Genomic DNA, 20,788 nt, shown 5'->3' on the forward strand with positions numbered 1-20,788 from the left:
ATGCCCGCAAACAAGATGGCAAAACAAAACGGGTTAGGACAGCGGAAAATCGCGCCGCCAATCCGGGGCCGTCAGCCGCCCCGCCGTCCCAGCGCGCGCGCCAGTTCGACCCATTCGGCGACGGTGACCGTTTCGGCGCGGCGCGTCGCGTCGATGCCGCACGCCTCCAGCGCCTCGATCGCTCCCGCGACGCCCTTCAGACTCTGTCGCAGCATCTTGCGCCGCTGCCCGAAACCCCGCTCGGTCAGCTTCGACAGGATTTTCGGATCGACGTCCGCGGGCTGTCCGGCGGGCACGACATGGACGATCGCCGACATCACCTTGGGCGGCGGGGTGAAGGCCGAACGATGCACCTTCATCGCGATCTTCGCGGTAGAGCGCCACTGCGCGAGCACGCTCAGCCGCCCGTAGGCCGAGGTATTGGGCTGCGCGACAATGCGCTCGGCAACCTCGAGCTGGAACATCAGGGTCAGCGATTTCCAGAGCGGCGGCCAGCTCGCGGGTTCGAGCCAGCGCGTGAACAGCGCCGTGCCGACGTTATAGGGCAGGTTCGCGACGATGTGATAGGGGCCGCCCGCCTCGACGTCGGCGTCGATAGCCATCGCATCCTCGGCAAGCACGGCCAGCCGCCCGTCGAAGGCGGCCGACAGCTCGCCGAGCAGGGGCAGGCAGCGGTCGTCGCGCTCGACCGCGATCACCCGCGCCCCGGCGCGCAGCAGCGCGCGCGTCAGCCCGCCCGGCCCCGGGCCGACCTCGAACACCGTCTCGCCGTCAAGCTCGCCCGGAAGCGCCGCGATGCGGTCGAGCAATTGTTCGTCGAAGAGGAAATTCTGCCCCAGCGCCTTGCTCGCCGACAGGCCGTGCACGCGCACCGTCTCGCGCAGCGGCGGCAGGGTCGGCGCGGGCGGACGCGTCACGCGGCGGGGGCGCAGTTGCGCTCGCGCGTCGCCGCGAGTTCGGCCGCCATGCGGATCGCGGCGATCGTCGGCCCCGGATCGGCGGCGCCGGTGCCCGCGATGTTGAACGCGGTGCCGTGGTCGGCCGACGTGCGCACGATCGGCAGCCCGAGCGTCAGATTAACCCCGTCGTGGAAATGCAGCGCCTTGAACGGCGCCAGCGCCTGGTCGTGATAGGGACAGAGCAGCGCGTCGTAGCGCGTGCGGACATTGGGCGCGAACAGGCTGTCGGCGGCGAGCGGCCCCTCGATCGCGATGCCGTCGGCGAGCAGCTGCTCGACCGCGGGGCGGATGACGCGCAATTCCTCGTCGCCCATCTCGCCGCTCTCGCCCGCGTGCGGGTTCAGCCCGGCGATCGCGAGCAGCGGGCGCTCGATCCCGAAATCGCGCTTCAGCGCGCGCACGGTGATCCGCGCCTTGGCGACGATCAGTTCCTGCGTCAGCCGCTCGGGCACTTCGGCGAGCGGGATGTGCACCGTCAGCGGCACGACGCGCAGCGACGGCCCGGCGAGCATCATCACCGCATTGGTCGCGGTCACACCGCAGCGTTCGGCGATGAATTCGGTCTGGCCCGGATGCGTATAGCCGACACCATAGAGCTGGAGCTTCGACACCGGCCCGGTGACGAGCGCGCTGGCGGCGGGCGTGCGGGCAAGCCCGATCCCGGTTTCGAGCGAATGGAGCGCACAGGTCGCGCCGGCCTTGCTCGGCGATCCGGGCACGACCGGCCCGCTGTCCTCGAGATGCCACACCGGCAATGCGTCGTCGAACCGCCGGACGGCGTCGGCGATGTCGTCGATGCGCTCGACCGGGCCGTCCCACACGGCCGCGATCGAGGCCGCATCGCCGATCGCGACGAACGGCGGCAGGTCGTGCTCGCGCCGCGCCGCCCAGGCGCGCGCGGTCACTTCGGGGCCGACGCCGGCCGGGTCACCCAGGGTGACCGCGATCGGCCGCGGCTGTGCAAAATCGCTCATCAGCTGAAGTCGATCACCGCATCCCGGCGCAGGTCGCGCAGATAGCGCTGGGCACGCTTGTTGACCTTTTCCTCGAGCAGCCGGTTCTCGATTTCCTCGATATTGGGCTCGGCCACGGTGTTCGGCACGTCGCGGCCGCACAGCACCAGGACGCTCACGCCTTCGTTCGCCGCGCCGAACGGCTGCGTGGTCTGGCCGACCTGCAGGTTGATCAGCGTGCCCTGTAAAGGCGCGGGAAGCTGGCGCATCGAAATGCCGTCGCGCGACACCACGCTGGCACCCAGCTTCTGCGCCACCGCGTCGGCGGCACCGCAACCCGCAATCGAACGCGTCGCTTCGGCGAACTGCCCGGCGAGTTCGGAGGCCTTCGCCTCGGTCGTGCCGGCGGGGAAATCGAGCGAGATCTGCTTGAGGCTGAGCACCGCATCGCGCGGATCGGCGGTCAGCACCTGGCGCCGGTCGACCATCAGCATGATCGACACGCCGCCCGGAACCTCGATCGGTCCGACGAGCTGGCCGGGCTGCATCTGGCGCGCGGCATCGGCCATGCTGTCGGGCAGCTGGCCGGCGCGCACCCAGCCAAGATCGCCGCCGACGACCGCGGTCGACGCTTCGGAGAACTGCCGGGCATAGGCCTGGAAACTGCCCCCGCCCTGGAGCGCCTGGACGATCTTCTGCGCATTCTGCGCCACCGCCTCGACGGTCTCGGGAGTCGCGGTCAGATAGATTTCGGCGAGGTGGAATTCATCCTGCCCCTTGGCTTCCATCGTCCGCTTGTAGATCGCGTCGACCTCGTCCTTCGACACGTTGGTCGTCGACTGGACGTTGCGCTGCAACAGGCGGTCCCACGCATATTCGCCGCGAATCTGCTGCTTCACCGCCGCTGCCGACGATCCCTTCGACGCCAGATAGGCGGTGAACTGTTCGGGCGACTGCTTGTAGCGCGCCGCGAGCCGCGCGAACTGGTCGTTGACCAGATTCTCGTCGATCGTGATCTCCGCCGCGCGGGCTTCCTGGATCTGCAGTTTCTCGTCGATCAGGTTGCTGAACACCTGCTGGCGCAGCGCCTGTTCCTGATCGGCGGGCAGTTCCATATTGTTGTTCGCGACCCGGATCAGCGCCATGCGCTGTTCGATGTCGGTCGCGGTGATGATCTCGCCGTTCACCGTCGCCGACGGGCGATAGACGTTCGACTTGGCGTCGCCATAGACCTGGACATTGCCCGGGATGTTGAGGCTGGTGTTCGGCACGTCGGTATCGGCGACGGTCTGGGCCAGCACCGGCGTCACGGCGACGGCGGCAACGGCAGCGAAGCCGAAGATGGTCGAAATTTTGGTCATTTTCACCCTATGAAGAAGGTTCCGGGACGCTCCGTATCAGCGGACACGCCCGCTGGTCCAGCGCAAACGCGCCAAAGCCTGTCATAACGACAGCCCGAATAGCCGCAAAACGCTGAACGCAAGCTGAGCAGGATGCGCAATGCGGACGAGGCCGGCGCACTTTTCCGTGGTACAGAGCGGCCCGGCGAAGCGCCGGGCCCGGGCCGGTCAGACGACCTTGCGGCCGAACTGCGGGCGCGGCGCCGGGGCGGCGGGGCGTTCCTCGACCAGCGCGGGCGCTTCGCCGCGCTCGCTCATATAGCGCGCAAGCGCGGCATCGGCGTCGAATCCCTCGGTCGCGGGCAGGTCGTCGCCGACCTTCAGGCTCGCGCCGGGCACCCGGTTGGTGCCCGATACGGCGCGGATCAGCCTGACCAGCGGTGCGATCAGGAATAGCAGCGCGACGATCGACAGGCCGAGCACGGTGGGGCCGAGGCCGATGCCGACGACGCCTTCCATCGAATTGCCGCCGACCCCCATGAAATGCCACAGCAGGAAACCGATATAGGCCACCGGGACAAGGGCAGCGAGCCAGGCAACGACACTGCGCATGCGAAATCCTCCAACGTTCGCATCGCCATAGCGCCGCGCGGTTAGGATTTCCTTATGCCGCCCGGCCCCGCCGCACGAATGCGGCGCCGAGCAGGGCGAAGGCGGCGCCGAGAAACGTGCCTCCGGCGACGTCGCTCGCCCAGTGAACGCCCAGCATCATGCGCGAAAGACCGCCGAGCAGGATCATGGCCGCGGCGAGCGCCCACGCCGCACCGCGCCAGCGCGGCGGCGCGAGCCACGCGAGCAGCAGATAGACCACCGCCGCGCTCGTCGCATGGCCGCTGGGGTAGGAAAAGCTCGTCTGGTGGTCGAGGTGCGGGACGATGTCGGGTCGCGCCACCCCGAAACCCATCTTGAGCAGGCTGGACGCGAGGTTCGCGAGCAGCGACGCGCCGCCGAGCGCCACCGCGCAGCGCGGCCCGCACCAGTGCCAGACGAGCAGGCACAGAAGGATCACGATTCCCCAGCGCGGCAGGCCGCCGTTGAACCAGCTCACGCCCTGCATGAAGAGGATCAGCCAGCGCGGCGAACTCTCGGCCGACAGGCCGAGCGCCGCGCCGATCCGGCGATCGATCGCCTCGGTGTGGCCCGACCAGACCATCGCGCTGGTCAACAGGAACAGCAGGACGACGGCGACGAGCGCGTTGCGATACGGCGGCGGCAGGACGGCGTTCGAATGTGGCGAAGTCATCGCGCTGCCATGGCAAAATCGCGTCGCCGCTGCAAATCAGCCCCGCTGCGCGGTCCGCGCCGCCGACTGGCGCCAGGCGTCGAGATGCGCCGCGAAACGGCGCAACTGCTCGGCCCCGCCGTCGATATCATTGTCGGCCAGCCGCAGCTCGCCGAGCGAACCGTCGACCATGTAGCGCAGATACAGACCGTGCCGCAGGCGCGCGCCGAGCCGCACCGCGCCCGATCCCTCGCCGGGCAGGCGGTCGGCGCGATCGAAGACCGCGTCGACGATCGCGGCGACCGGGATCGGCTCGGCAGCCGAAACCAGGCTCGCATGACAATGCAGATGTCCGCCCTCGATGCGGGCCGCCACGCGCCGCGTGACCATCCGTGCGCCGTGCCGTCCCGCGAGGAACAGACACACGCCCCCCGCGACGATCAGCGCGGGAATCTTGACCGGCGCCAGCGGATCGCGGCGCGGCGCGGGCGGCGGCGGGACCGCGCCGTCGAAATCGATGCGCGGCGGCGGCGCTGCGTCCTCGCGGTGGAGCGCGCCGGCCACGACAAAGGCCAGCGCCGCGAATCCGATGAAAAACAGCGCCTTGAGGGCGTTTCCCGCGCGGGAGAAATGGAGGATCGACGGGTTCATCGGGCGCAGCCTGCCGCCTTCGGTCCCGGGACCGAAAGCGCCAATGCCCCGGGCCGCGCGCGTCGCCGCCGCGGCCCGGACGGCATCAGATGTGCAGCGGGCGACCGAACGCCGCGAGCACGCCTTCGTGCATCGTCTCGCTGAGCGTCGGATGCGGGAAGACGGTGCCGATGAAATCATCCTCGACCAGCTCGGCGGTCTTGCCGATCGTATAGCCCTGGATCAGTTCGGTAACCTCGGCGCCGATCATGTGCGCGCCGAGCAGTTCGCCGGTCTTGGCGTCGAAGATCGTCTTGGTGAAGCCTTCGGCCTCGCCCAGCGCGATCGCCTTGCCGTTGCCGATGAAGGGGAAGGTGCCGGCCCGGACCTCGTACCCCAGCTCCTTCGCCTTCGCCTCGGTCAGCCCGACGCTCGCGATCTGCGGGCGGCAATAGGTACAGCCGGGAATGTTGCGCACGTCCATCGCGTGCGGATGATTGCCCGCGATCGCCTCGACCGCGATGATCGATTCGTGCATCGCCTTGTGCGCAAGCCACGGCGGCGCGGTGACGTCGCCGATCGCCCACAGGCCGGGGACGTTGGTGCGGCACATCGCGTCGGTGTCGATATGGCCCTTCGTGGTCTTCACGCCGAGCGCTTCGAGGCCGATATTCTCGGTGTTGGGGACGATGCCGATCGCGACGATCGCGTGGCTGAACTCGGCGCTTTCGACCTTGCCGTCCTTGCCCTTGATCTTCGCCGAAACACCCGTCGCGGTCGCCTTCAGCTCCTCGACCCCGGCGCCGGTGTGGATCGTCATGCCCTGCTTCTTGAGCGCCTTTTCGAGGAAGGCGGAAACGTCGGCATCCTCGACGGGCACCAGCCGGTCCAGCATCTCGACGACCGTAACGTCGGCACCCATGTCCTTGTAGAAGCTGGCGAATTCGATCCCGATCGCTCCCGATCCGATGACCAGAAGCTTTTTCGGCATTTCGGGCGGGACGAGCGCGTGGCGATAGGTCCAGATGCGCTTGCCGTCGGCGGGGGCGAAGGGCAGGTCGCGCGCGCGCGCGCCGGTCGCGACGATGATATTCTTGGCGGTCAGCGTCTCGCTGCTCTTCTCCCCCGTCACTTCGAGCTTGCCCGGCGCGGTGAGCTTGCCGGTGCCCATATGGACGGCGATCTTGTGCTTCTTCATCAGGTGCGCGACGCCCTGGTTGAGCTGTTTCGCGACCCCGCGCGACCGCTTGACGACCGCGTCGATGTCGGCGCTGATCTCGGCCGCCTTCAGGCCGTATGCGCCGGCATTCTGCATATAGTGATAGATTTCTGCCGAGCGGAGCAGCGCCTTGGTCGGGATGCAGCCCCAGTTGAGGCAGATGCCGCCGAGCAGTTCGCGCTCGACGATCGCGGTCTTCAGGCCCAGTTGCGCCGCGCGGATCGCCGCGACATAGCCACCGGGACCCGAGCCGAGGACGATGAGATCATAATTGGTGTCAGCCATGCTGGGCGTCCCTTTTTACCTGATATCCGAAGCGCGAATAGCCTGAACCCGGCGCGCGGCATAGAGGCCTTCGCAAAACCGTCGCCCCCGCCGCGCCGCTACGGAAATCGGCTGTTTCCGGTGGGTTAAGGATGATTTCATGCCTTGCGTTTAGGATCGTCGCCACGCCCATGCAACCGACCCATAGCTATTCCGTCCCGCCGCGCCCCGACGCGAACGCCCCTGCCGTCGTCGACCCGGCGGGCGACGCGCGCTTTCGCGCGCAGGCGCAGGCGATGGGGCTCGACCCCGACGACCGCTGGGTCGGCGGCTACGTCCCCGTCGCCTGGAACGAGGTCCGCCACCTGCTCGCCGCCTACGCCGGCGACGTGACCGGTGCCGACCTGCTCGAATTCGGCTGCAACTATGCCGCAAGCTCGATCGTCGCCGCGGCGATGGGGGCGCGGGTCACCGCGATCGACGTCGACGCCGGCGCGATCGCCCTCGCCCGCCCCAACGCCGCACGCCACGGCTTCGGCGACCGCATCGCGCTGCACCACCTGCCCGATACGCGCGCCCTGCCCTTCGCCGACGCGAGCTTCGACATCATCCTGTGCATCAGCGTGCTCGAATATGTCGTCCCCGGCCATCTTCCCGCGGTGCTCGCCGAGATCGGCCGCGTACTCAAACCCGGCGGGCTGGTCATCGTCTCGGGCACCGCGAGCCGCCTCGCACCGCGCGAGGTGCATTCGGGCCGCTGGCTGGTCAATTACTGGCCGCGCGCGCTCGACCGGCTGTTCGGACGCCGCGAGCCGCCGCAACGCGGGGTCAACCCGCTGCCGATCCTCCGCGCCTTTCGCGGCTATACGAACCTCGACCGCGCCGACCGCGGCGCGCGCTGGTGCGCCGCCCGCGCCGCGATGGGCCAGCCCCCCGCCAGACTGCGCGCCGCGCGCACGATCGGCGGGCTGCTCGCCCCGTTCGGCCTGTCGATCGGCATGGCGGGGTCGAGCTTCAGCGCGACATGGCGGAAGCCCGATGGAACGGGAGCGGTTTAGGCCACCAGCCCCAGCGGGCTTTCCACCAGTTCCTTGAAGGTCTTCATCAGCAGCGCGCCGTCGGCGCCGTCGATCGCGCGGTGGTCGAAGCTGCCGGTGGCGGTCATGACGGTCGCGACCGACAGGGCGTCGTCGACGATGTACGGCCGCTTCTCGCCCGCGCCGATCGCCATGATCATCGCCTGCGGCGGGTTGATCACCGCGGTGAACTGCTTGATCCCCATCATCCCCATGTTCGAGATGCTGGCGGTACCGCCCTGATATTCCTGCGGCTGGAGCTTCCCTTCCTTGGCGCGCGCCGCGAGTTCGGCCATTTCGGTCGAGATCTTCGACATCGACTTGCCGCCGGCGTCGGTGATGATTGGAGTGATCAGCCCGCCGGGGATGCTCACCGCGACCGAAATGTCGGCGCGCTGGTAGCGGCGCATCACGTCGCCGCCGAAGCTGACGTTGCACGCCGGCACGCGCTCGAGCGCGACCGCGAGCGCCTTGATCAGCATGTCGTTGACGCTGAGCTTGACGCCGCGCCCCTCGAGGCTGGCGTTGAGCTCGCCGCGCAATTTGAGCAGCGCGTCGAGGCGGATGTCGACCGTCAGGTAGATATGCGGCGCTTCCTGCATCGACTGGCTCAGGCGGCGCGCGATCGTCTTGCGCATGCCGCTGAGCTTCTCGTCCTCGTGCGGGATACCGAAATCGGGGATCGGTCCGGCCGCGGCGGGCGCCGGAGCGGCCGCCGGTACGGCGGCGGTCGCGGCCGGAGCTGCAGCCGCAGCAGCGGGCGCGACCGCCGGGGCGCCCTCGAGGTCGTCCTTGACGATGCGGCCGCCGGGGCCGCTGCCCGTGATGGTCGACAGGTCGATGCCCATTTCGGCGGCGATCCGCTTGGCGAGCGGGCTCGCCTTGATGCGCTCGCCATCGTCCGTCGTCCCAGCGAAAGCTGGGACCGCTGGCGTGGGTGCACTGACGGGAGCGGCCCCAGCTTTCGCTGGGGCGACGGTTTTGGCGGGCTCGGCCGCCCTGGGCGCTTCTTCCTTCACCGCCGGAGCCGCCTTCGCCGCGCCCGCGTCCTCATCCTCGCCCGCAATCACCGCGATCACGGTCCCGACCTTCACATTGTCGCTGCCCTCGGCGACGAGGATCTGGCTGATCACCCCCTCGTCGACCGCTTCGAACTCCATCGTCGCCTTGTCGGTCTCGATCTCGGCGAGCAGGTCGCCCGACTTCACCGTATCGCCCTCCTTGACCAGCCACTTGGCGAGCGTGCCCTCTTCCATCGTCGGCGAAAGCGCGGGCATTTTGAGTTCGATCGGCATGAGTTTCCTTGTCCCGGATGACGTTAGGGCGGGCGCCCTGTTCCTTGCGTTCTCCTCGCCATAAGCGGTTGCGTGGTCAAGGTCCATCGGGCGAACTTGCGTTTCATACGAATGTGACGCACTCTCCACCCGCAAAAAGCATAAGGGGTCGGGGGCATGCGGACCTATCTGGTGGTGATCGACGACAGCCCGGAAGCGGCGCTGGCGCTGCGCTTCGCGGCGCGCCGCGCCGTGCGCACCGGCGGCGGGGTCGCGGTACTCGCGATCGTCCCGCCGCAGGATTTCGTCGCTTTCGGCGGCGTCCAGGCGACGATCGAGGCCGAGGCGCGCGAACATGCCGAAGAACTCGTCGCCGCGGCGGCCGCGACGATCGCGCAGGAGGGCAATGTCACCCCGCAGATCATGGTACGGACGGGCAAGCCCGCAGAAGTGGTGCGCGAAGTGATCGCGGGCGATGCCGAGATCGCGGCGCTGGTGCTCGCGACCGCGGCGTCGGGCGCGCCCGGACCGCTGGTTGCGCATTTCACCGGTCAGGATGCCGGCGGTCTGCCGTGCCCGGTGATGCTCGTGCCCGGCGGCATCGACATCGCGCGGCTCGACGCGCTGAGCTGAAATCGCTTTCAAACCGTTCGTCATTGCGCCCCCGGCGAAAGCCGGGGGAAGCAATCCAGGGCGGTACTGCGCCGCCCCGGATTGCTTCGCCGCCTTCGGCTCCTCGCAATGACGAGGTTTCAGACGGCGGCGACGCGCCCGCCCGCATCCGCGCCTTTCCATTCGACGATGGCGAAGGCGAGCACGGCGGCCGCCTGTGCCAGCACGACGACGAGGCCGAGACCGGTCATCGCAGCGCCGAAGGCCGCGACCACCCCCAGGCTCGCCGCCACCCAGCCGATATTGCCGAGCGCGATCAGCTTCATCAGCGCGGCGCCCGGCACCGCCTGCCGCGCCGCGAACAGCATCAGCAGCGCCGCGGCGAGGCAGATCCAGCCGCCGGTCGCGACGACGCCCGCGGGCAGGCCGAGCAGCGCGCCGACCGGCGCCGCGGCGAACAGGCCGAGGAGGAAGACGCCCGCACAGGTCGCGGCGTCGAGGATCAGGATGGTCTTGAGGTTGCGGATCGACATGATGGATTCTCCTTTCGAACCCGGCCCAGGTGAACCCGTAATTGCAGCGCGTCGATTACGCCCGAGGTAATGGAAATGCCGAAAGCCGGCGTCTAGCCTGCACTGCGAAGGAGACGATGATGCACGTCGCACCACTGGGCGAACAATTGCGCGAATGGCGCACGCGCCGCCGGATGAGCCAGATGGACCTCGCGCTCGACAGCGAGATTTCGACCCGCCATTTGAGCTTCATCGAGACCGGCCGCTCGAAACCGAGCGCGGCGATGCTCCAGCGGATCGCCGACTGCCTCGACGTTCCGCACCGCGCGCGCAACGCGCTGCTGCTCGCCGCCGGCTACGCCCCCGACTATCGTGAACGGCCGCTCGACAGCGCCGAAATGGCGGGAATGAAGGCGATCGTCGAACATATACTCCGCGGGCACGAACCCTATCCGGCACTCGCGGTCGACCGCCACTGGAACATGGTCGCGGCGAACGACGCGATCGCGATCCTGATCGAACAGGTGTCGCCTGCCCTGCTGGCGCCGCCCGTCAATGCGCTGCGCATCGCGCTTCACCCCGAAGGGCTCGCGCCGCAGATCGCCAATTACGGCCTCTGGCGCGCGCATATCCTCCACCGGCTCGACCTCCAGATCGAGGCGAGCGCCGACGCCGGACTCATCGCGCTGCGCGACGAGATCGCCGCCTACCCGGGGCCCGCGAACGACAATGACGGCGCGGTGAGCAGCATCGCGGTGCCGCTCGTGCTCGACACGATCGCCGGGCGGATTTCCTTCGTGTCGACGGTGACGATCTTCGGCACCCCGGTCGACATCACGCTGTCGGAACTGGCGATCGAAGCCTTTTTCCCGGCGGATGCGGAGAGCGCGGCTTTGCTGGCGAGGCTGGCGGGGCTGGCGGGGAAGTAATCTCCCCTCCCTGCAAGGGAGGGGTAGCGAGACTTGCCAGCTTGCTGGCTAGTCGCAGCTGGGGGTGGGTCGGCGACGTCACTACGGCACGGCTCGCTTCGCTCGCACCCACCCCCACCCCCTCCCTTTCAGGGAGGGGAGTTCAGCGCCGCTTGCCCTTGTGCTTGATATTCGCGGGCCGGCCGCGCTTGCCGACCATATGCTTGCCCGCCTTGTCCTTCTTTGCCCCGTCGCGCCGCACCGGACGGTTGCGAAAGCCGCCCTCGGGCGCGTCGGGAAGCTCGAAGCGCAGCGCGCCGCTCACCGGATTTGCCTCCATCAGGCGAAGGTCGAGCCGCTGGCCGACGGTATAGCTCACCCGGCCATGCTCGCTGTCGAGCGAACGCGCCGCCTCGTCGTAGAAGAAGCGCTCGTTGCCCAATGTCGACACCGGGACCAGCCCGTCGCCGCCAAGCCCGTCGACCGTCGCGAAGAAGCCGAAGGGCTGCACCCCGGTGATCCGCGCCGCGACGATCTCGCCGGTCTTGTTCGCGAGATACGCCGCGACATAGCGGTCGATCGTCTCGCGCTCGGCCTCCATCGCGCGGCGCTCGAGCGCGCTGATCGCCTCGCCGATGCGCGACAGCCCCTTGGCATCCGCCTCGCCCAGCCCGGTGCGCGCGGGAAGATCCTTCGCCTTTCCGGGCACTTCGAGCCGATAGCCGTCGACGAGCGCGCGGTGGACGATCAGGTCGGCGTAGCGGCGGATCGGCGAGGTGAAATGCGCGTAGCTGCCGAGCGCGAGCCCGAAATGCCCCGCATTGGCGGGGCCGTAATAGGCCTGCGTCTGGCTGCGCAGGATCGCCTGCATGATCTCGGGCAGGCGGTCGTCCTCCGAAAAGCCGTCGATCAGGCGGTTGAACACCGCGGGCGTGATCACCTGCCCCAGCGCGAAGCTCTGGTCGAAGGTTTCGAGATATTCCTTGAGGCTGACGAGCTTCTCGCGGCTCGGCGGCTCGTGGATGCGGTACATCACCGGCGACTTCTTCGCCTCGAGCGCCTTCGCCGCCGCGACGTTCGCCGCGATCATATAATCCTCGATCAGCCGCATCGAATCGAGCCGCTCGCGGACGCGGATTTCGGCGATGCCCCCCGCTTCGTCGAGGATCACCTGCCGCTCGGGCAGGTCGAGGTCGAGCGGCGAACGCGCGGCGCGCGCCTTCGCGAGCAGCGCCCAGCAAGCCCAGAGATTCTGCAACGCGGGGATAATATCGTCATCCCAGCGCAAGCTGGGATCGCTGGCGTCCTGCCCGACCGCCTGCGGCCCCGGCTTTCGCCGGGGCGACGTGGATTTGTCATACGCCGCCTGCGCATGTTCATAGGCGATGTTCGCGCGCAGTCGCACCAGCGCGCGCGTGAAACGCCATGACGTCACCTTGCCGTGCCGGTCGATGACCAGATGGCACGCCATCGCCGCGCGATCCTCGCCGGCCTTCAGCGAACACACCCCCGCCGAGAGGGTTTCGGGCAGCATCGGCACGACGCGGTCGGGGAAATAGACGCTGTTGCCGCGCCGCCGCGCCTCGCGGTCGAGCGCGCCGTCGGGGCGGACATAGAAGCTGACGTCGGCGATCGCGACGATCGCCCTGAAACCACCCTTGTTGCCCGCATCCTCGTCGGGCGCCGCCCACACCGCATCGTCATGATCGCGCGCGTCGATCGGGTCGATCGCGACGATCGGCAGGTCGCGCAGGTCCTCGCGGCCGTCGGGGGTCAGCGGCAGCTTCGCCCCCGTCTCGGCCTCGGCGAGCGTTTCGGCGCCGAAGACGTGCGGGATTTCGTGGCGCGCGATCGCGATCATGCTCAGCGCCTTGGGCGCGAAGGGGTCGCCGATGCGCTCGATCACCTTGGCCTTGGTCGCCGGGCCGCGCCCGGTCAGTTCGGCGCGGACGAGGTCGCCGATCGCCGCATCGCCCATGTCGCCGACCGCGAAGTCGAAACGCGCGCGCTTGTCGGCGGGGCGCAGCCAGGTCATCGGCTTGCCGCCCGGACCGGTGTCGGCGACGAGCACCCCGATCACCAGCTCGGCGCTCGACTGCAATGTCTTCATCGGATGCGCGACATGGCCGTTACCGCGCTCCTCGGTGCGCGCAAGAATGCGTTCGCCGACGCCGAGGGCACTGCGCCGCCCCTTCTCCATCACGCGCAGCCGCGGCGGCGGCCCCGCGCCCTCCCAGCGGTCGGGCACCGCCCACACGGCATCGCCCTCGATCGCCGCGACGCGCAGCACCGTGACGCGCGGCAATCCGCCATGCTTGTGGAACGCCCGCCCCGGGGCCATGTCGACCAGCCCCTCGTCGGTCATGTCCTTGAGCAGCGCCTTGAGCGCGATCTTCTCGGCGCCGTGCAGCCCGAAATGCTTGGCGATCTCGCGCTTGCCGATCGCTCCGGGGCTGTCTGCGATAAAGCGCATGACCTGTTCGCGCGAGGGAAGACCGGGCTGCGGCTTGGGCTTTTTCATCGGGTGTCGCCAAATTTGTTCGCACGAAGACGCGAAGACACGAAGAGGCTCGGGTCATTCAGCAGCCGCCGGACGCCGTCTTTGCAGGTGGGAGTTCCGAAGTTCATAACAAATCCGTGGGTCAAGCCCATCAAACGCAAATAGGTCACAACCTGCTTCGCGTGAACAGGCAGCGTTGCCTCGGTCGATTTCAGTTCGATGATGAGGCGATCTTCAACGAGCAGATCGGGGCGAAAGGCGCTCGATATCACCACGCCGTCATAAAGAAGATCGATCGGCATTTTCCGATCGACTTTCAAACCCGTCGCCTCAAGCTTCGCGGCGAGCATGATTTCATAGGCAGATTCCAGCAATCCGGGGCCTATGTCCTTGTGAAGCTTGAAACCCGCATCGACCACGATGGAGCAGAGCTGTTCAATGTCCATGCCCCGCCCCCTTCGTGCCTTTGTGTCTTCGTGCGAACCCTTGTCCTTCGCGACCTCGATATCAATAGGTGCGCCCCACCAGAACCCGTTCGACCGCCGGCTCGCCGGTAAAGATACAGGCGCCGTCGGCCGGCGCCGCGTCGAGCGGCGTGTTGCGCATCGTCAGCTTGAGCGCCTTCAACTGCTCGACGATGCCGTCGAGCACCGCACCCGTCGGGCGCGACCATTGCACCTCGGCCCAGCCCACGAACTTGTCGTCGCCCGAAAAATGCGCTTTTAAATCAGTGATATCGCGACTGATGTTCGCATCGAGCCGCGCTTTGGCTTCGGCGTAGAGACTGGCCTGAATCGCCTCGAGCATCGCCACCGCGTCCGCGACGAAATCGTCCTTCGCGACAAACGCCGTGTCGAGCTTGCCATTCTCCTGATACAGCCGGTCGCGGCGGATCACCGCGACATTGCCGCCCGCGACGTCGCGCGGACCGATCTCGACGATCACCGGAGCGCCCTTCTTGACCCAGCCCCAGCGCTTGGTCTGCGCCTTCGCGCCGCTCGTATCGAGCAGCACGCGCACCGGTTCACGGAACGCGTCAAGCGCCTTCAACTGCGCTTCGAGGTCGCGGCAATAATCGAGGATCGCGACATCCTCGTCATTGTCGCGCAGCATCGGCACGATCACGATCTGGTGCGGCGCGATGCGCGGCGGACAGCGGAGGCCATCGTCGTCGCCATGCGTCATGATGACGCCGCCGATCATGCGCGTCGAGGTGCCCCAGCTCGTCGTGTGGCACAGGCTGTGGCCGCCCTCCTTGTCCTGGTAGCGGATATTCGCGGCCTCGGCGAAGCCGGTGCCCAGATAATGCGAGGTGCCCGCCTGCAGCGCCTTGCCGTCCTGCATCATCGCCTCGATCGAATAGGTCGCGACCGCGCCCGGAAAGCGCTCGTTCTCGGGCTTTTCTCCGGCGACGACGGGCATCGCCAGCACATCCTCGGCAAAGGCGCGGTACATTTCGAGCGCGCGCAGCGTCTCGGCCATCGCATCCTGCTTGTCGGCGTGCGCAGTATGGCCTTCCTGCCACAGGAATTCGCTCGTGCGCAGGAACATGCGCGTGCGCATTTCCCAGCGCACGACGTTCGCCCACTGGTTGACCTTGAGCGGCAGGTCGCGCCAGCTCTGGACCCAGCGGCTCATCGCATTGCCGATCACCGTCTCCGACGTCGGGCGGACGATCAGCGGCTCCTCGAGCTTCGCCTCGGGATCGGGGACCAGCTTGCCCTTGCCGTCCCCGATCAGGCGATGGTGGGTGACGACCGCCATTTCCTTTGCAAAACCATCAACATGATCAGCTTCCTTCTCAAAGAAGCTCAAGGGGATGAAGAGCGGGAAATAGGCGTTCTGGACCCCCGCATCCTTGATCGCGGCATCCATCACCTTCTGGATGCGTTCCCAGATGCCATAGCCCCACGGCTTGATCACCATGCAGCCGCGCACGCCCGATTCCTCGGCGAGATCGGCTTCGGCAATGACATCCTGATACCAGGCCGCGAAGTCGGCCTGACGGGTTACGCTGAGCGCATGTTTGACCATGATTTTCGTGTTTTCCGTCGCTGCGGGCGGGAGAAGCCCTGACTATTTCTTCCTGGCGAGTTCGGCCTTGAGTTCGGCCACTTCGGCCTTGAGCGCGGCGATCTCGGCGTCCTTGGCCTTGCCGGTGCCGACGCCTGGCATGAAGGCGCCCGCCGCCTGCTGGAACATCTCGAGGTTGCGGCGCGTCAGTTCGGCGAGCGGGTTCGCTCCCAGCGCGCCCTCGAACGCGGCGCGCACGTCCTGCTGGTTCTTGCGGAAACTCGCCATCGACGCTTCCAGATATTGCGGCACCATCGCCTGCATCTTGTCGCCGTAGAGCCCGATCAGCTGGCGCAGGAAGGGCACGGGCAGCAGCGTCTCGCCGCGCGTCTCGGTGTCCATGATGATCTGCGTCAGCACATTGTGTGTAATGTCGTCACCGCTCTTGGCATCAACAACCCGAAACTCCCGCCCCTCGCGCACCATCGCGCCCAGATCCTCGAGCGTGATGTAGCAGCTGCGCTCGGTGTCGTAGAGCCGCCGGTTCGCATATTTCTTAATCGTGACGACGCCGTCGTCGGCCGGCGCCTTGGGCTTGGCCATGGTGAAAAACTCCCTCGGCCCGTGACAAAAAGGCGACCCCCGCCGCGTCGGGCATAATTATGAAAGCAAGGCATTAGATCATTAGATGATGCATCGCAACATGGCGGCTAGACGATGGAGCGATTCGCCTTCGCTGGCGACAGCACCGCAGACCGCAGCGGCGCCCGATCAACGCACATCACCTCTACCAGCCGCAAATCGCGCCAAATCAACTCACGCAATATAGTTACACATGAAACTTTTAAACTGACACAATCACACGCCTTCCAGGCAAAAAACCATGCTTCGTGTCACGACGCCACAATCATGTTACGCAGCGCTTTTCCGGCGCACCTGCCGCCTACTGTTGCGAAAATGACACAATGTCACACCGATAGCTTCGACTCGTCAGAAAATTGCCATCAAGGACTTGTGCGCATTTCAATTTCCGTCTTTGTCTATGCCCAATCCGTTCATCTCGATTTTTGAACGGACAACCGGGGAGTTACATTGATGAATAAGTCGCACCTGCTTATGGGTGCTGCTGCTTTTGCAGTAGCTATATCTGCGAGTCAGCCAGTCCTTGCCCAAGAAACTGCTTCGGCGGACGAGGCAACCGCCACCAAAGAATCCGATGTCATCGTCGTCACGGGTTCGCGCATCCGCCGCGACGAATTCACCGCCGCAGAGCCGATCACTGTCATCACGTCGGACGAAATCACTCAGGCTGGCTTCAACAGCGCCACCGATGCCCTGCAGAGCACTGCGGTCACACAAGGCGCCGGCCAGATCAACAACTTCTACGGCGGCTTCGTCACCGACGGTGGCACCGGCGCCAACACGCTGGGCCTGCGCGGCCTCGGCCCGAGCCGTACGCTCATCCTGCTCAACGGCCGTCGCCTCGCGCCGGGCGGCACGCGCGGTTCGGTGCTCGCCACCGACCTTAACGTCCTGCCGACCGCGATCGTCGATCGCATCGAAGTTCTGAAAGCCGGCGCTTCGTCGATCTACGGCTCGGACGCCGTCGCGGGCGTCGTGAACATCATCACCGACCAGAAGCTGCGCGGGCTGCAGATCGACGCTCAGGTCAACATTCCGGAAGTCGGCGCGGGCATCGACCGGCGCGTTGCCGCGAGCTTCGGTTTTGAAAGCGACCGTCTCAGCATCATCGGCTCGCTCGAATACCGCAAGCGCGATCAGCTGTCGCTCAACGACGTGCCGTGGCTCAGCTGCCCGGTCGGCGGCTTCCTCGACGGCGAAGGTTCGGAATTCGGATCGGGGGACGCTTTCCCCATCGGCGACCCGCGCAACTGCTTCACGCTCGACAACGGCGGTGTAACAATCAACACGCTCGGTGCACCGACGCGTCAGGCTATCGGTCGCACCAGCGGCCAGGTTGGCAATTTCAACCGCTTTGTTCCGGCCCCTGGCGTTACCACCGGTCCGTTCCCCGGCTATCTGGGCGTCGGCACTTATGACCGCGACACCTTCGACCCCGCGTCGCAGGAAGAGCCGCTGATCACCCAGGCCGAAATCTATACGGGCTTCCTGTCGGGGACGTACAAGACCGACATTCTCGGCGATGCCGAAATCTACGGTGAATTCCTCGCCACCCGCCGCAAGTCGGAGTCGCCGCTGTATCGCCAGCTTTCGCTGGACTACGTCCGCGGAAGCCCGCTGCTCCCCGAAAACCTTCGCAACGGCGCCTTCCTGAACCCGAACGAAACCTCGGGCGGCAAGATCGTCGCGGCCCGCGCGTTTATCGGCTTCGGTTTGACCGATTCGAAGCAGCAGGTTGACTATGTTCGTGTTGGCGGCGGGGTCCGCGGCGACTTCTTCGCTCCGGGCTGGCGCTACGACGCCTATGTCGGCAAGTCGTGGAACGATGGCTCGTACGAGATCGAATCCTTCCTGATCGATCGCCTCGCGGCTTCGCTCGACGCCGTTGCAAACGGCAATGGCACCTTCAGCTGCGCCTCGCAGGCGGTCAATCGGAACTGCGTCGTCGCTCCTGTGCTGTCGGCGGACGTCATCGGCGGCCGTCTTCCGCAGGATTTCCGCGACTGGATTCTCGTCAATACGATCGGCAAGACCAAGTTCCGCGAAACGACCTTCGCGTTCAACGTCGATGGTCCGCTGTTCGCGTTGCCGGGCGGAGATGCGCAGCTCGCGCTGGGCGCGGAATATCGCCGCCAGAGCATCAACGACCAGCCCGATCCCAACTCGATCAACGGCAACCTGCTTGGCCTGACCGCGGGCACGCCCACGGTCGGCAAGGATAATGTCAAGGAAGTCTACGGCGAAATCTTCCTGCCGATCCTGTCGGACACCCCGGGCTTCTACCGCCTCAATCTGACGGGTTCGGCGCGCTACACCGACTATGCTTCCTACGGTTCGGACACGACCTACAAGATCGCGGCCGAATGGGAACCGATCCGCGGTGTTGGCTTCCGTGCAAGCTACGGCACATCGTACCGCGCTCCGGCACTTGCCGAGCAGTTCCTCGGCGCCACCAGCGGCTTCCTGAGCGGCTCGCTCGATCCCTGCGACGACCTGCCGGTTCCGGCTGATCAGTCGCCGAACGAGAAGATCATCGCGCAGAATTGCGCGTCGATCGGCCTGCCGGCGGACTTCCAGCAGACCAGCGGCATCACGACCTTCACGGTCGGCGGTGCGGAAGCCGGCCTTGAGGCTGAAACCTCGAAGAGCTGGACGGTCGGGGTTGTCCTGCGCCCGGTTCTGCCTGAATCGTTCGGCCAGCTCTCGCTCGCGCTCGACTATTTCGACACGAAAGTCAGCAACGGCGTGGCGAACCTGACGGCCTCGACGATCATGAACCGTTGCTATTCGGACCCGAATTTCGATCCGAATGCCGGCTTCTGTCGCTTCGTAACGCGCGATTCCAACAACGCGCTTGAAGTGATCGGCAGCTACGTCAACCTGTCGCAAGACATCGTGAAGGGTTTCGAGTTCAACGGCCGTTACTCGCGTGACCTCTTCGGCGGACGCTTCACGCTGAACGCCAACGTCACGAAGTACACCGAACAGTCGAGCCGCCTCTTCCCTGAGGAGTTCCTGACCGACCTGAACGGTACCGTCACCAGCCCCGACTGGGTTGGTAACTTCGACGCGACTTACCGCCTCGACAACGTGACCTTCCGCTATGGCGTCGACTGGATCGATGGCGACCGTGAAAAGACCTACCAGTACTTCGCATATGACGAACTGACCGGTGTTTCCGATCCGGATTTGGTCCAGGCTTACAAGGACAACTACTATCTTGAGGTCGGGAATTATTTCGTCCATTCGGCATCGATCCAGTTCAACATTGCCGACAAGTATGAGTTCACGGCGGGTGTCCAGAACCTCTTCGACCGCAAGCCGCCGCGGATCACCGCGATTGGCTACACGACGATCGGCAACGCGCCGCTCTATTCGGGGTATGATTACCGCGGCCGTACGTTCTTTGTGAACGGCTCGTTCAAGTTCTAACTCGAACTTCGAACCTCAAAAGAAAGGGCCCCGGAAACCGGGGCCCTTTTTTATTGCGCATGAATGAAATCGTACAAGCCAATCCGCGATTGTCATGACGCGTCAGCGCCAGTCGCGCCCGAACCGCGCCCCGAGCCCGGTCAGCAGTTCATATTGCGACAGCCCGCAGCGCGCCGACACCTTGGGCAGGTTGTAATCGAGCGTCAGCCAGTCGCCTTCGCCGATCGCGGCATCGCCGACGTCGAAGGCGGTGAGGTCCATCGACACGCGGCCGACGACGGGCAGCACGCGGCCCTGCCAGCACGCCGAACCGGTGCCGCCGCCGTGGCACCGCAGATAGCCGTCGGCATAGCCGATATTGGCGACCGCGATCCGAGCGGGCGCGGACGCGGTCCAGGTCGCGCCGTAACCGACCGTTTCGCCCGCCGCGACCTCACGGACCTGGAGCACGCGCGCCTCGGGAAAGGCGACCTGACGGATGTGCCCCGCCGCCTCGGGACGCGGCAGACCGCCGTAGAGCGCGATCCCAGGACGCGTCAGGTCGAAACCATAGTCGGCGCCGAGACAGATGCCGGCGCTGTTGGCGAGGCTGTAGCGCTGCGCGGGCACGGCGTCGCGTACCGCATGGAACGCCGCCAGCTGCCGCGCATTCTGCGCGCTCTCCTCGTCGGCCGAGGCAAGGTGGCTCAGCAATGTCGCAACGGCGAGCCCGGCGAGCGCGCCGCCCGTCGCCTCGGCCGCGGTCAGCCCGAGCCGGCCCATGCCGGTATCGACCATCACGTCGCACGCCCGCCCCTCGCCTGCCGCGCGCCAGCGCGCGACCTGTTCGACGCTGTTGAGCACCGGACGGACAGGAAGCGTCAGCGCAGCGACCATGTCACTCGCCCCGACGCCGTGGAGCACCGACAGCGCCGTCCCCGCGGGTAGCGGCATCAGCGCCGCCGCCTCGGCCCAGGTTGCGACGAAGAAATCGCGGCAGCCCGCGGCCGCGAGCCGTTTCATGACCTCGCGCGCGCCAAGGCCGTAGCCGTCGGCCTTGATCGCTGCGCCGCACGCCGCCGCGCCGCTCGCCTTGGCAAGCCAGCGCCAGTTGGAAACCAGCGCGGCGGAATCGAGGCGAAGGCGCTGCGGCGGGGCGATGGTGATCATGCCCTGCCCCTACCCCCGGTCGG

General features: G+C 66.7%; 19 protein-coding genes. 5 read left to right on the plus strand and 14 right to left on the minus strand.

All coding sequences use genetic code 11. From position 1 onward, the window contains the following. Positions 1-71: 71 nt before the first annotated feature. The 7 genes from rsmA to lpdA form a co-directional block, all read right to left on the minus strand. Positions 72-917 (minus strand): 16S rRNA (adenine(1518)-N(6)/adenine(1519)-N(6))-dimethyltransferase RsmA, encoded by an 846-nt coding sequence (gene rsmA / locus EAO27_RS09775; protein ID WP_242780066.1) that lies wholly within the window; start codon positions 915-917, stop codon positions 72-74. Beyond that, on the minus strand, positions 914-1,933 hold the full coding sequence (pdxA, locus tag EAO27_RS09780; RefSeq protein ID WP_242780068.1) for a 4-hydroxythreonine-4-phosphate dehydrogenase PdxA: 1,020 nt from the start codon (positions 1,931-1,933) through the stop codon (positions 914-916). Before pdxA ends, rsmA begins: the two co-directional genes overlap by 4 nt. Further along, on the minus strand, positions 1,933-3,273 hold the full coding sequence (locus tag EAO27_RS09785; RefSeq protein ID WP_242780070.1) for a peptidylprolyl isomerase: 1,341 nt from the start codon (positions 3,271-3,273) through the stop codon (positions 1,933-1,935). The genes pdxA and EAO27_RS09785 overlap by 1 nt, the downstream gene beginning before the upstream one ends. Before the next feature lie 207 nt (positions 3,274-3,480). Continuing rightward, the gene (locus EAO27_RS09790; protein WP_242780072.1) at positions 3,481-3,864 is read right to left on the minus strand and encodes a hypothetical protein; all 384 of its coding nucleotides are present in this window, start codon (positions 3,862-3,864) and stop codon (positions 3,481-3,483) included. A gap of 52 nt (positions 3,865-3,916) precedes the next feature. Further along, positions 3,917-4,555 carry a phosphatase PAP2 family protein gene (locus tag EAO27_RS09795; RefSeq protein ID WP_242780074.1) on the minus strand — a complete coding sequence of 213 codons (639 nt, stop codon included), beginning with the start codon at positions 4,553-4,555 and terminating at the stop codon, positions 3,917-3,919. Positions 4,556-4,591: 36 nt separating this feature from the next. Further along, on the minus strand, positions 4,592-5,185 hold the full coding sequence (locus EAO27_RS09800; protein WP_242780076.1) for a hypothetical protein: 594 nt from the start codon (positions 5,183-5,185) through the stop codon (positions 4,592-4,594). Positions 5,186-5,270: 85 nt separating this feature from the next. Continuing rightward, positions 5,271-6,668, minus strand: coding sequence for a dihydrolipoyl dehydrogenase (gene lpdA, locus EAO27_RS09805; protein ID WP_242780078.1), 1,398 nt, complete (start codon positions 6,666-6,668; stop codon positions 5,271-5,273). A 170-nt stretch (positions 6,669-6,838) separates the two neighbouring features. Here lpdA and EAO27_RS09810 point away from each other — a divergent pair, with 170 nt between their 5' ends. Then, on the plus strand, positions 6,839-7,705 hold the full coding sequence (locus tag EAO27_RS09810; protein WP_242780080.1) for a class I SAM-dependent methyltransferase: 867 nt from the start codon (positions 6,839-6,841) through the stop codon (positions 7,703-7,705). On the opposite strand, the gene EAO27_RS09815 is transcribed toward EAO27_RS09810, so the two are convergent. After that, positions 7,702-9,018 carry a pyruvate dehydrogenase complex dihydrolipoamide acetyltransferase gene (locus EAO27_RS09815; RefSeq protein ID WP_242780082.1) on the minus strand — a complete coding sequence of 439 codons (1,317 nt, stop codon included), beginning with the start codon at positions 9,016-9,018 and terminating at the stop codon, positions 7,702-7,704. The genes EAO27_RS09810 and EAO27_RS09815 overlap by 4 nt on opposite strands. 156 nt (positions 9,019-9,174) lie before the next feature. Here EAO27_RS09815 and EAO27_RS09820 point away from each other — a divergent pair, with 156 nt between their 5' ends. Continuing rightward, the gene (locus EAO27_RS09820) at positions 9,175-9,630 is read left to right on the plus strand and encodes a universal stress protein (RefSeq protein ID WP_242780084.1); all 456 of its coding nucleotides are present in this window, start codon (positions 9,175-9,177) and stop codon (positions 9,628-9,630) included. A 119-nt stretch (positions 9,631-9,749) separates the two neighbouring features. Here EAO27_RS09820 and EAO27_RS09825 read toward each other — a convergent pair whose 3' ends face one another. Beyond that, positions 9,750-10,142 carry a hypothetical protein gene (locus EAO27_RS09825; protein ID WP_242780086.1) on the minus strand — a complete coding sequence of 131 codons (393 nt, stop codon included), beginning with the start codon at positions 10,140-10,142 and terminating at the stop codon, positions 9,750-9,752. Positions 10,143-10,258: 116 nt separating this feature from the next. Between EAO27_RS09825 and EAO27_RS09830 the strand changes: the two genes are divergently transcribed. Further along, positions 10,259-11,050 carry a helix-turn-helix transcriptional regulator gene (locus tag EAO27_RS09830; protein ID WP_242780088.1) on the plus strand — a complete coding sequence of 264 codons (792 nt, stop codon included), beginning with the start codon at positions 10,259-10,261 and terminating at the stop codon, positions 11,048-11,050. A gap of 142 nt (positions 11,051-11,192) precedes the next feature. Here the strand turns inward: EAO27_RS09830 and EAO27_RS09835 are convergent, their stop codons facing one another. From EAO27_RS09835 to phaR, 4 genes are all read right to left on the minus strand, one after another. Next, positions 11,193-13,550, minus strand: a complete 2,358-nt coding sequence (locus EAO27_RS09835) for a VacB/RNase II family 3'-5' exoribonuclease (protein WP_242780090.1) — start codon at positions 13,548-13,550, stop codon at positions 11,193-11,195. Further along, positions 13,547-13,975 (minus strand): GxxExxY protein, encoded by a 429-nt coding sequence (locus EAO27_RS09840; protein ID WP_242780092.1) that lies wholly within the window; start codon positions 13,973-13,975, stop codon positions 13,547-13,549. The genes EAO27_RS09835 and EAO27_RS09840 overlap by 4 nt, the downstream gene beginning before the upstream one ends. Positions 13,976-14,036: 61 nt before the next feature. Beyond that, entirely contained in the window at positions 14,037-15,563 is a 1,527-nt protein-coding gene (gene proS, locus EAO27_RS09845) for a proline--tRNA ligase (RefSeq protein WP_242780094.1), read from the minus strand. A gap of 42 nt (positions 15,564-15,605) precedes the next feature. Further along, complete coding sequence (phaR, locus tag EAO27_RS09850) at positions 15,606-16,145, minus strand: polyhydroxyalkanoate synthesis repressor PhaR (protein ID WP_242780096.1); 540 nt, start codon at positions 16,143-16,145, stop codon at positions 15,606-15,608. A gap of 114 nt (positions 16,146-16,259) precedes the next feature. On the opposite strand from phaR, the gene EAO27_RS09855 reads away from it, so the two are divergent. Beyond that, positions 16,260-16,613, plus strand: a complete 354-nt coding sequence (locus EAO27_RS09855; protein WP_242780098.1) for a hypothetical protein — start codon at positions 16,260-16,262, stop codon at positions 16,611-16,613. Positions 16,614-16,637: 24 nt separating this feature from the next. Beyond that, positions 16,638-19,616, plus strand: a complete 2,979-nt coding sequence (locus tag EAO27_RS09860; RefSeq protein WP_242780100.1) for a TonB-dependent receptor — start codon at positions 16,638-16,640, stop codon at positions 19,614-19,616. Positions 19,617-19,718: 102 nt separating this feature from the next. Here EAO27_RS09860 and alr read toward each other — a convergent pair whose 3' ends face one another. Beyond that, positions 19,719-20,765, minus strand: a complete 1,047-nt coding sequence (gene alr / locus EAO27_RS09865; RefSeq protein WP_242780102.1) for an alanine racemase — start codon at positions 20,763-20,765, stop codon at positions 19,719-19,721. Positions 20,766-20,788: the final 23 nt, after the last annotated feature.

It is taken from the genome of Sphingopyxis sp. YF1 (assembly GCF_022701295.1).
In the GTDB taxonomy this organism is placed as follows: Bacteria; Pseudomonadota; Alphaproteobacteria; order Sphingomonadales; family Sphingomonadaceae; genus Sphingopyxis.

Coding starts and splice junctions, on each gene's coding strand:
- pdxA (WP_242780068.1), bottom strand. CDS start 1,933: ATGAGCGATTTTGCACAGCCGCGGCCGATCGCGGTCACCCTGGGTGAC.
- EAO27_RS09785 (WP_242780070.1), bottom strand. CDS start 3,273: ATGACCAAAATTTCGACCATCTTCGGCTTCGCTGCCGTTGCCGCCGTC.
- EAO27_RS09790 (WP_242780072.1), bottom strand. CDS start 3,864: ATGCGCAGTGTCGTTGCCTGGCTCGCTGCCCTTGTCCCGGTGGCCTAT.
- EAO27_RS09795 (WP_242780074.1), bottom strand. CDS start 4,555: ATGACTTCGCCACATTCGAACGCCGTCCTGCCGCCGCCGTATCGCAAC.
- EAO27_RS09800 (WP_242780076.1), bottom strand. CDS start 5,185: ATGAACCCGTCGATCCTCCATTTCTCCCGCGCGGGAAACGCCCTCAAG.
- lpdA (WP_242780078.1), bottom strand. CDS start 6,668: ATGGCTGACACCAATTATGATCTCATCGTCCTCGGCTCGGGTCCCGGT.
- EAO27_RS09810 (WP_242780080.1), top strand. CDS start 6,839: ATGCAACCGACCCATAGCTATTCCGTCCCGCCGCGCCCCGACGCGAAC.
- EAO27_RS09815 (WP_242780082.1), bottom strand. CDS start 9,018: ATGCCGATCGAACTCAAAATGCCCGCGCTTTCGCCGACGATGGAAGAG.
- EAO27_RS09820 (WP_242780084.1), top strand. CDS start 9,175: ATGCGGACCTATCTGGTGGTGATCGACGACAGCCCGGAAGCGGCGCTG.
- EAO27_RS09825 (WP_242780086.1), bottom strand. CDS start 10,142: ATGTCGATCCGCAACCTCAAGACCATCCTGATCCTCGACGCCGCGACC.
- EAO27_RS09830 (WP_242780088.1), top strand. CDS start 10,259: ATGATGCACGTCGCACCACTGGGCGAACAATTGCGCGAATGGCGCACG.
- EAO27_RS09835 (WP_242780090.1), bottom strand. CDS start 13,550: ATGAAAAAGCCCAAGCCGCAGCCCGGTCTTCCCTCGCGCGAACAGGTC.
- EAO27_RS09840 (WP_242780092.1), bottom strand. CDS start 13,975: ATGGACATTGAACAGCTCTGCTCCATCGTGGTCGATGCGGGTTTCAAG.
- proS (WP_242780094.1), bottom strand. CDS start 15,563: ATGGTCAAACATGCGCTCAGCGTAACCCGTCAGGCCGACTTCGCGGCC.
- phaR (WP_242780096.1), bottom strand. CDS start 16,145: ATGGCCAAGCCCAAGGCGCCGGCCGACGACGGCGTCGTCACGATTAAG.
- EAO27_RS09855 (WP_242780098.1), top strand. CDS start 16,260: ATGGAGCGATTCGCCTTCGCTGGCGACAGCACCGCAGACCGCAGCGGC.
- EAO27_RS09860 (WP_242780100.1), top strand. CDS start 16,638: ATGAATAAGTCGCACCTGCTTATGGGTGCTGCTGCTTTTGCAGTAGCT.
- alr (WP_242780102.1), bottom strand. CDS start 20,765: ATGATCACCATCGCCCCGCCGCAGCGCCTTCGCCTCGATTCCGCCGCG.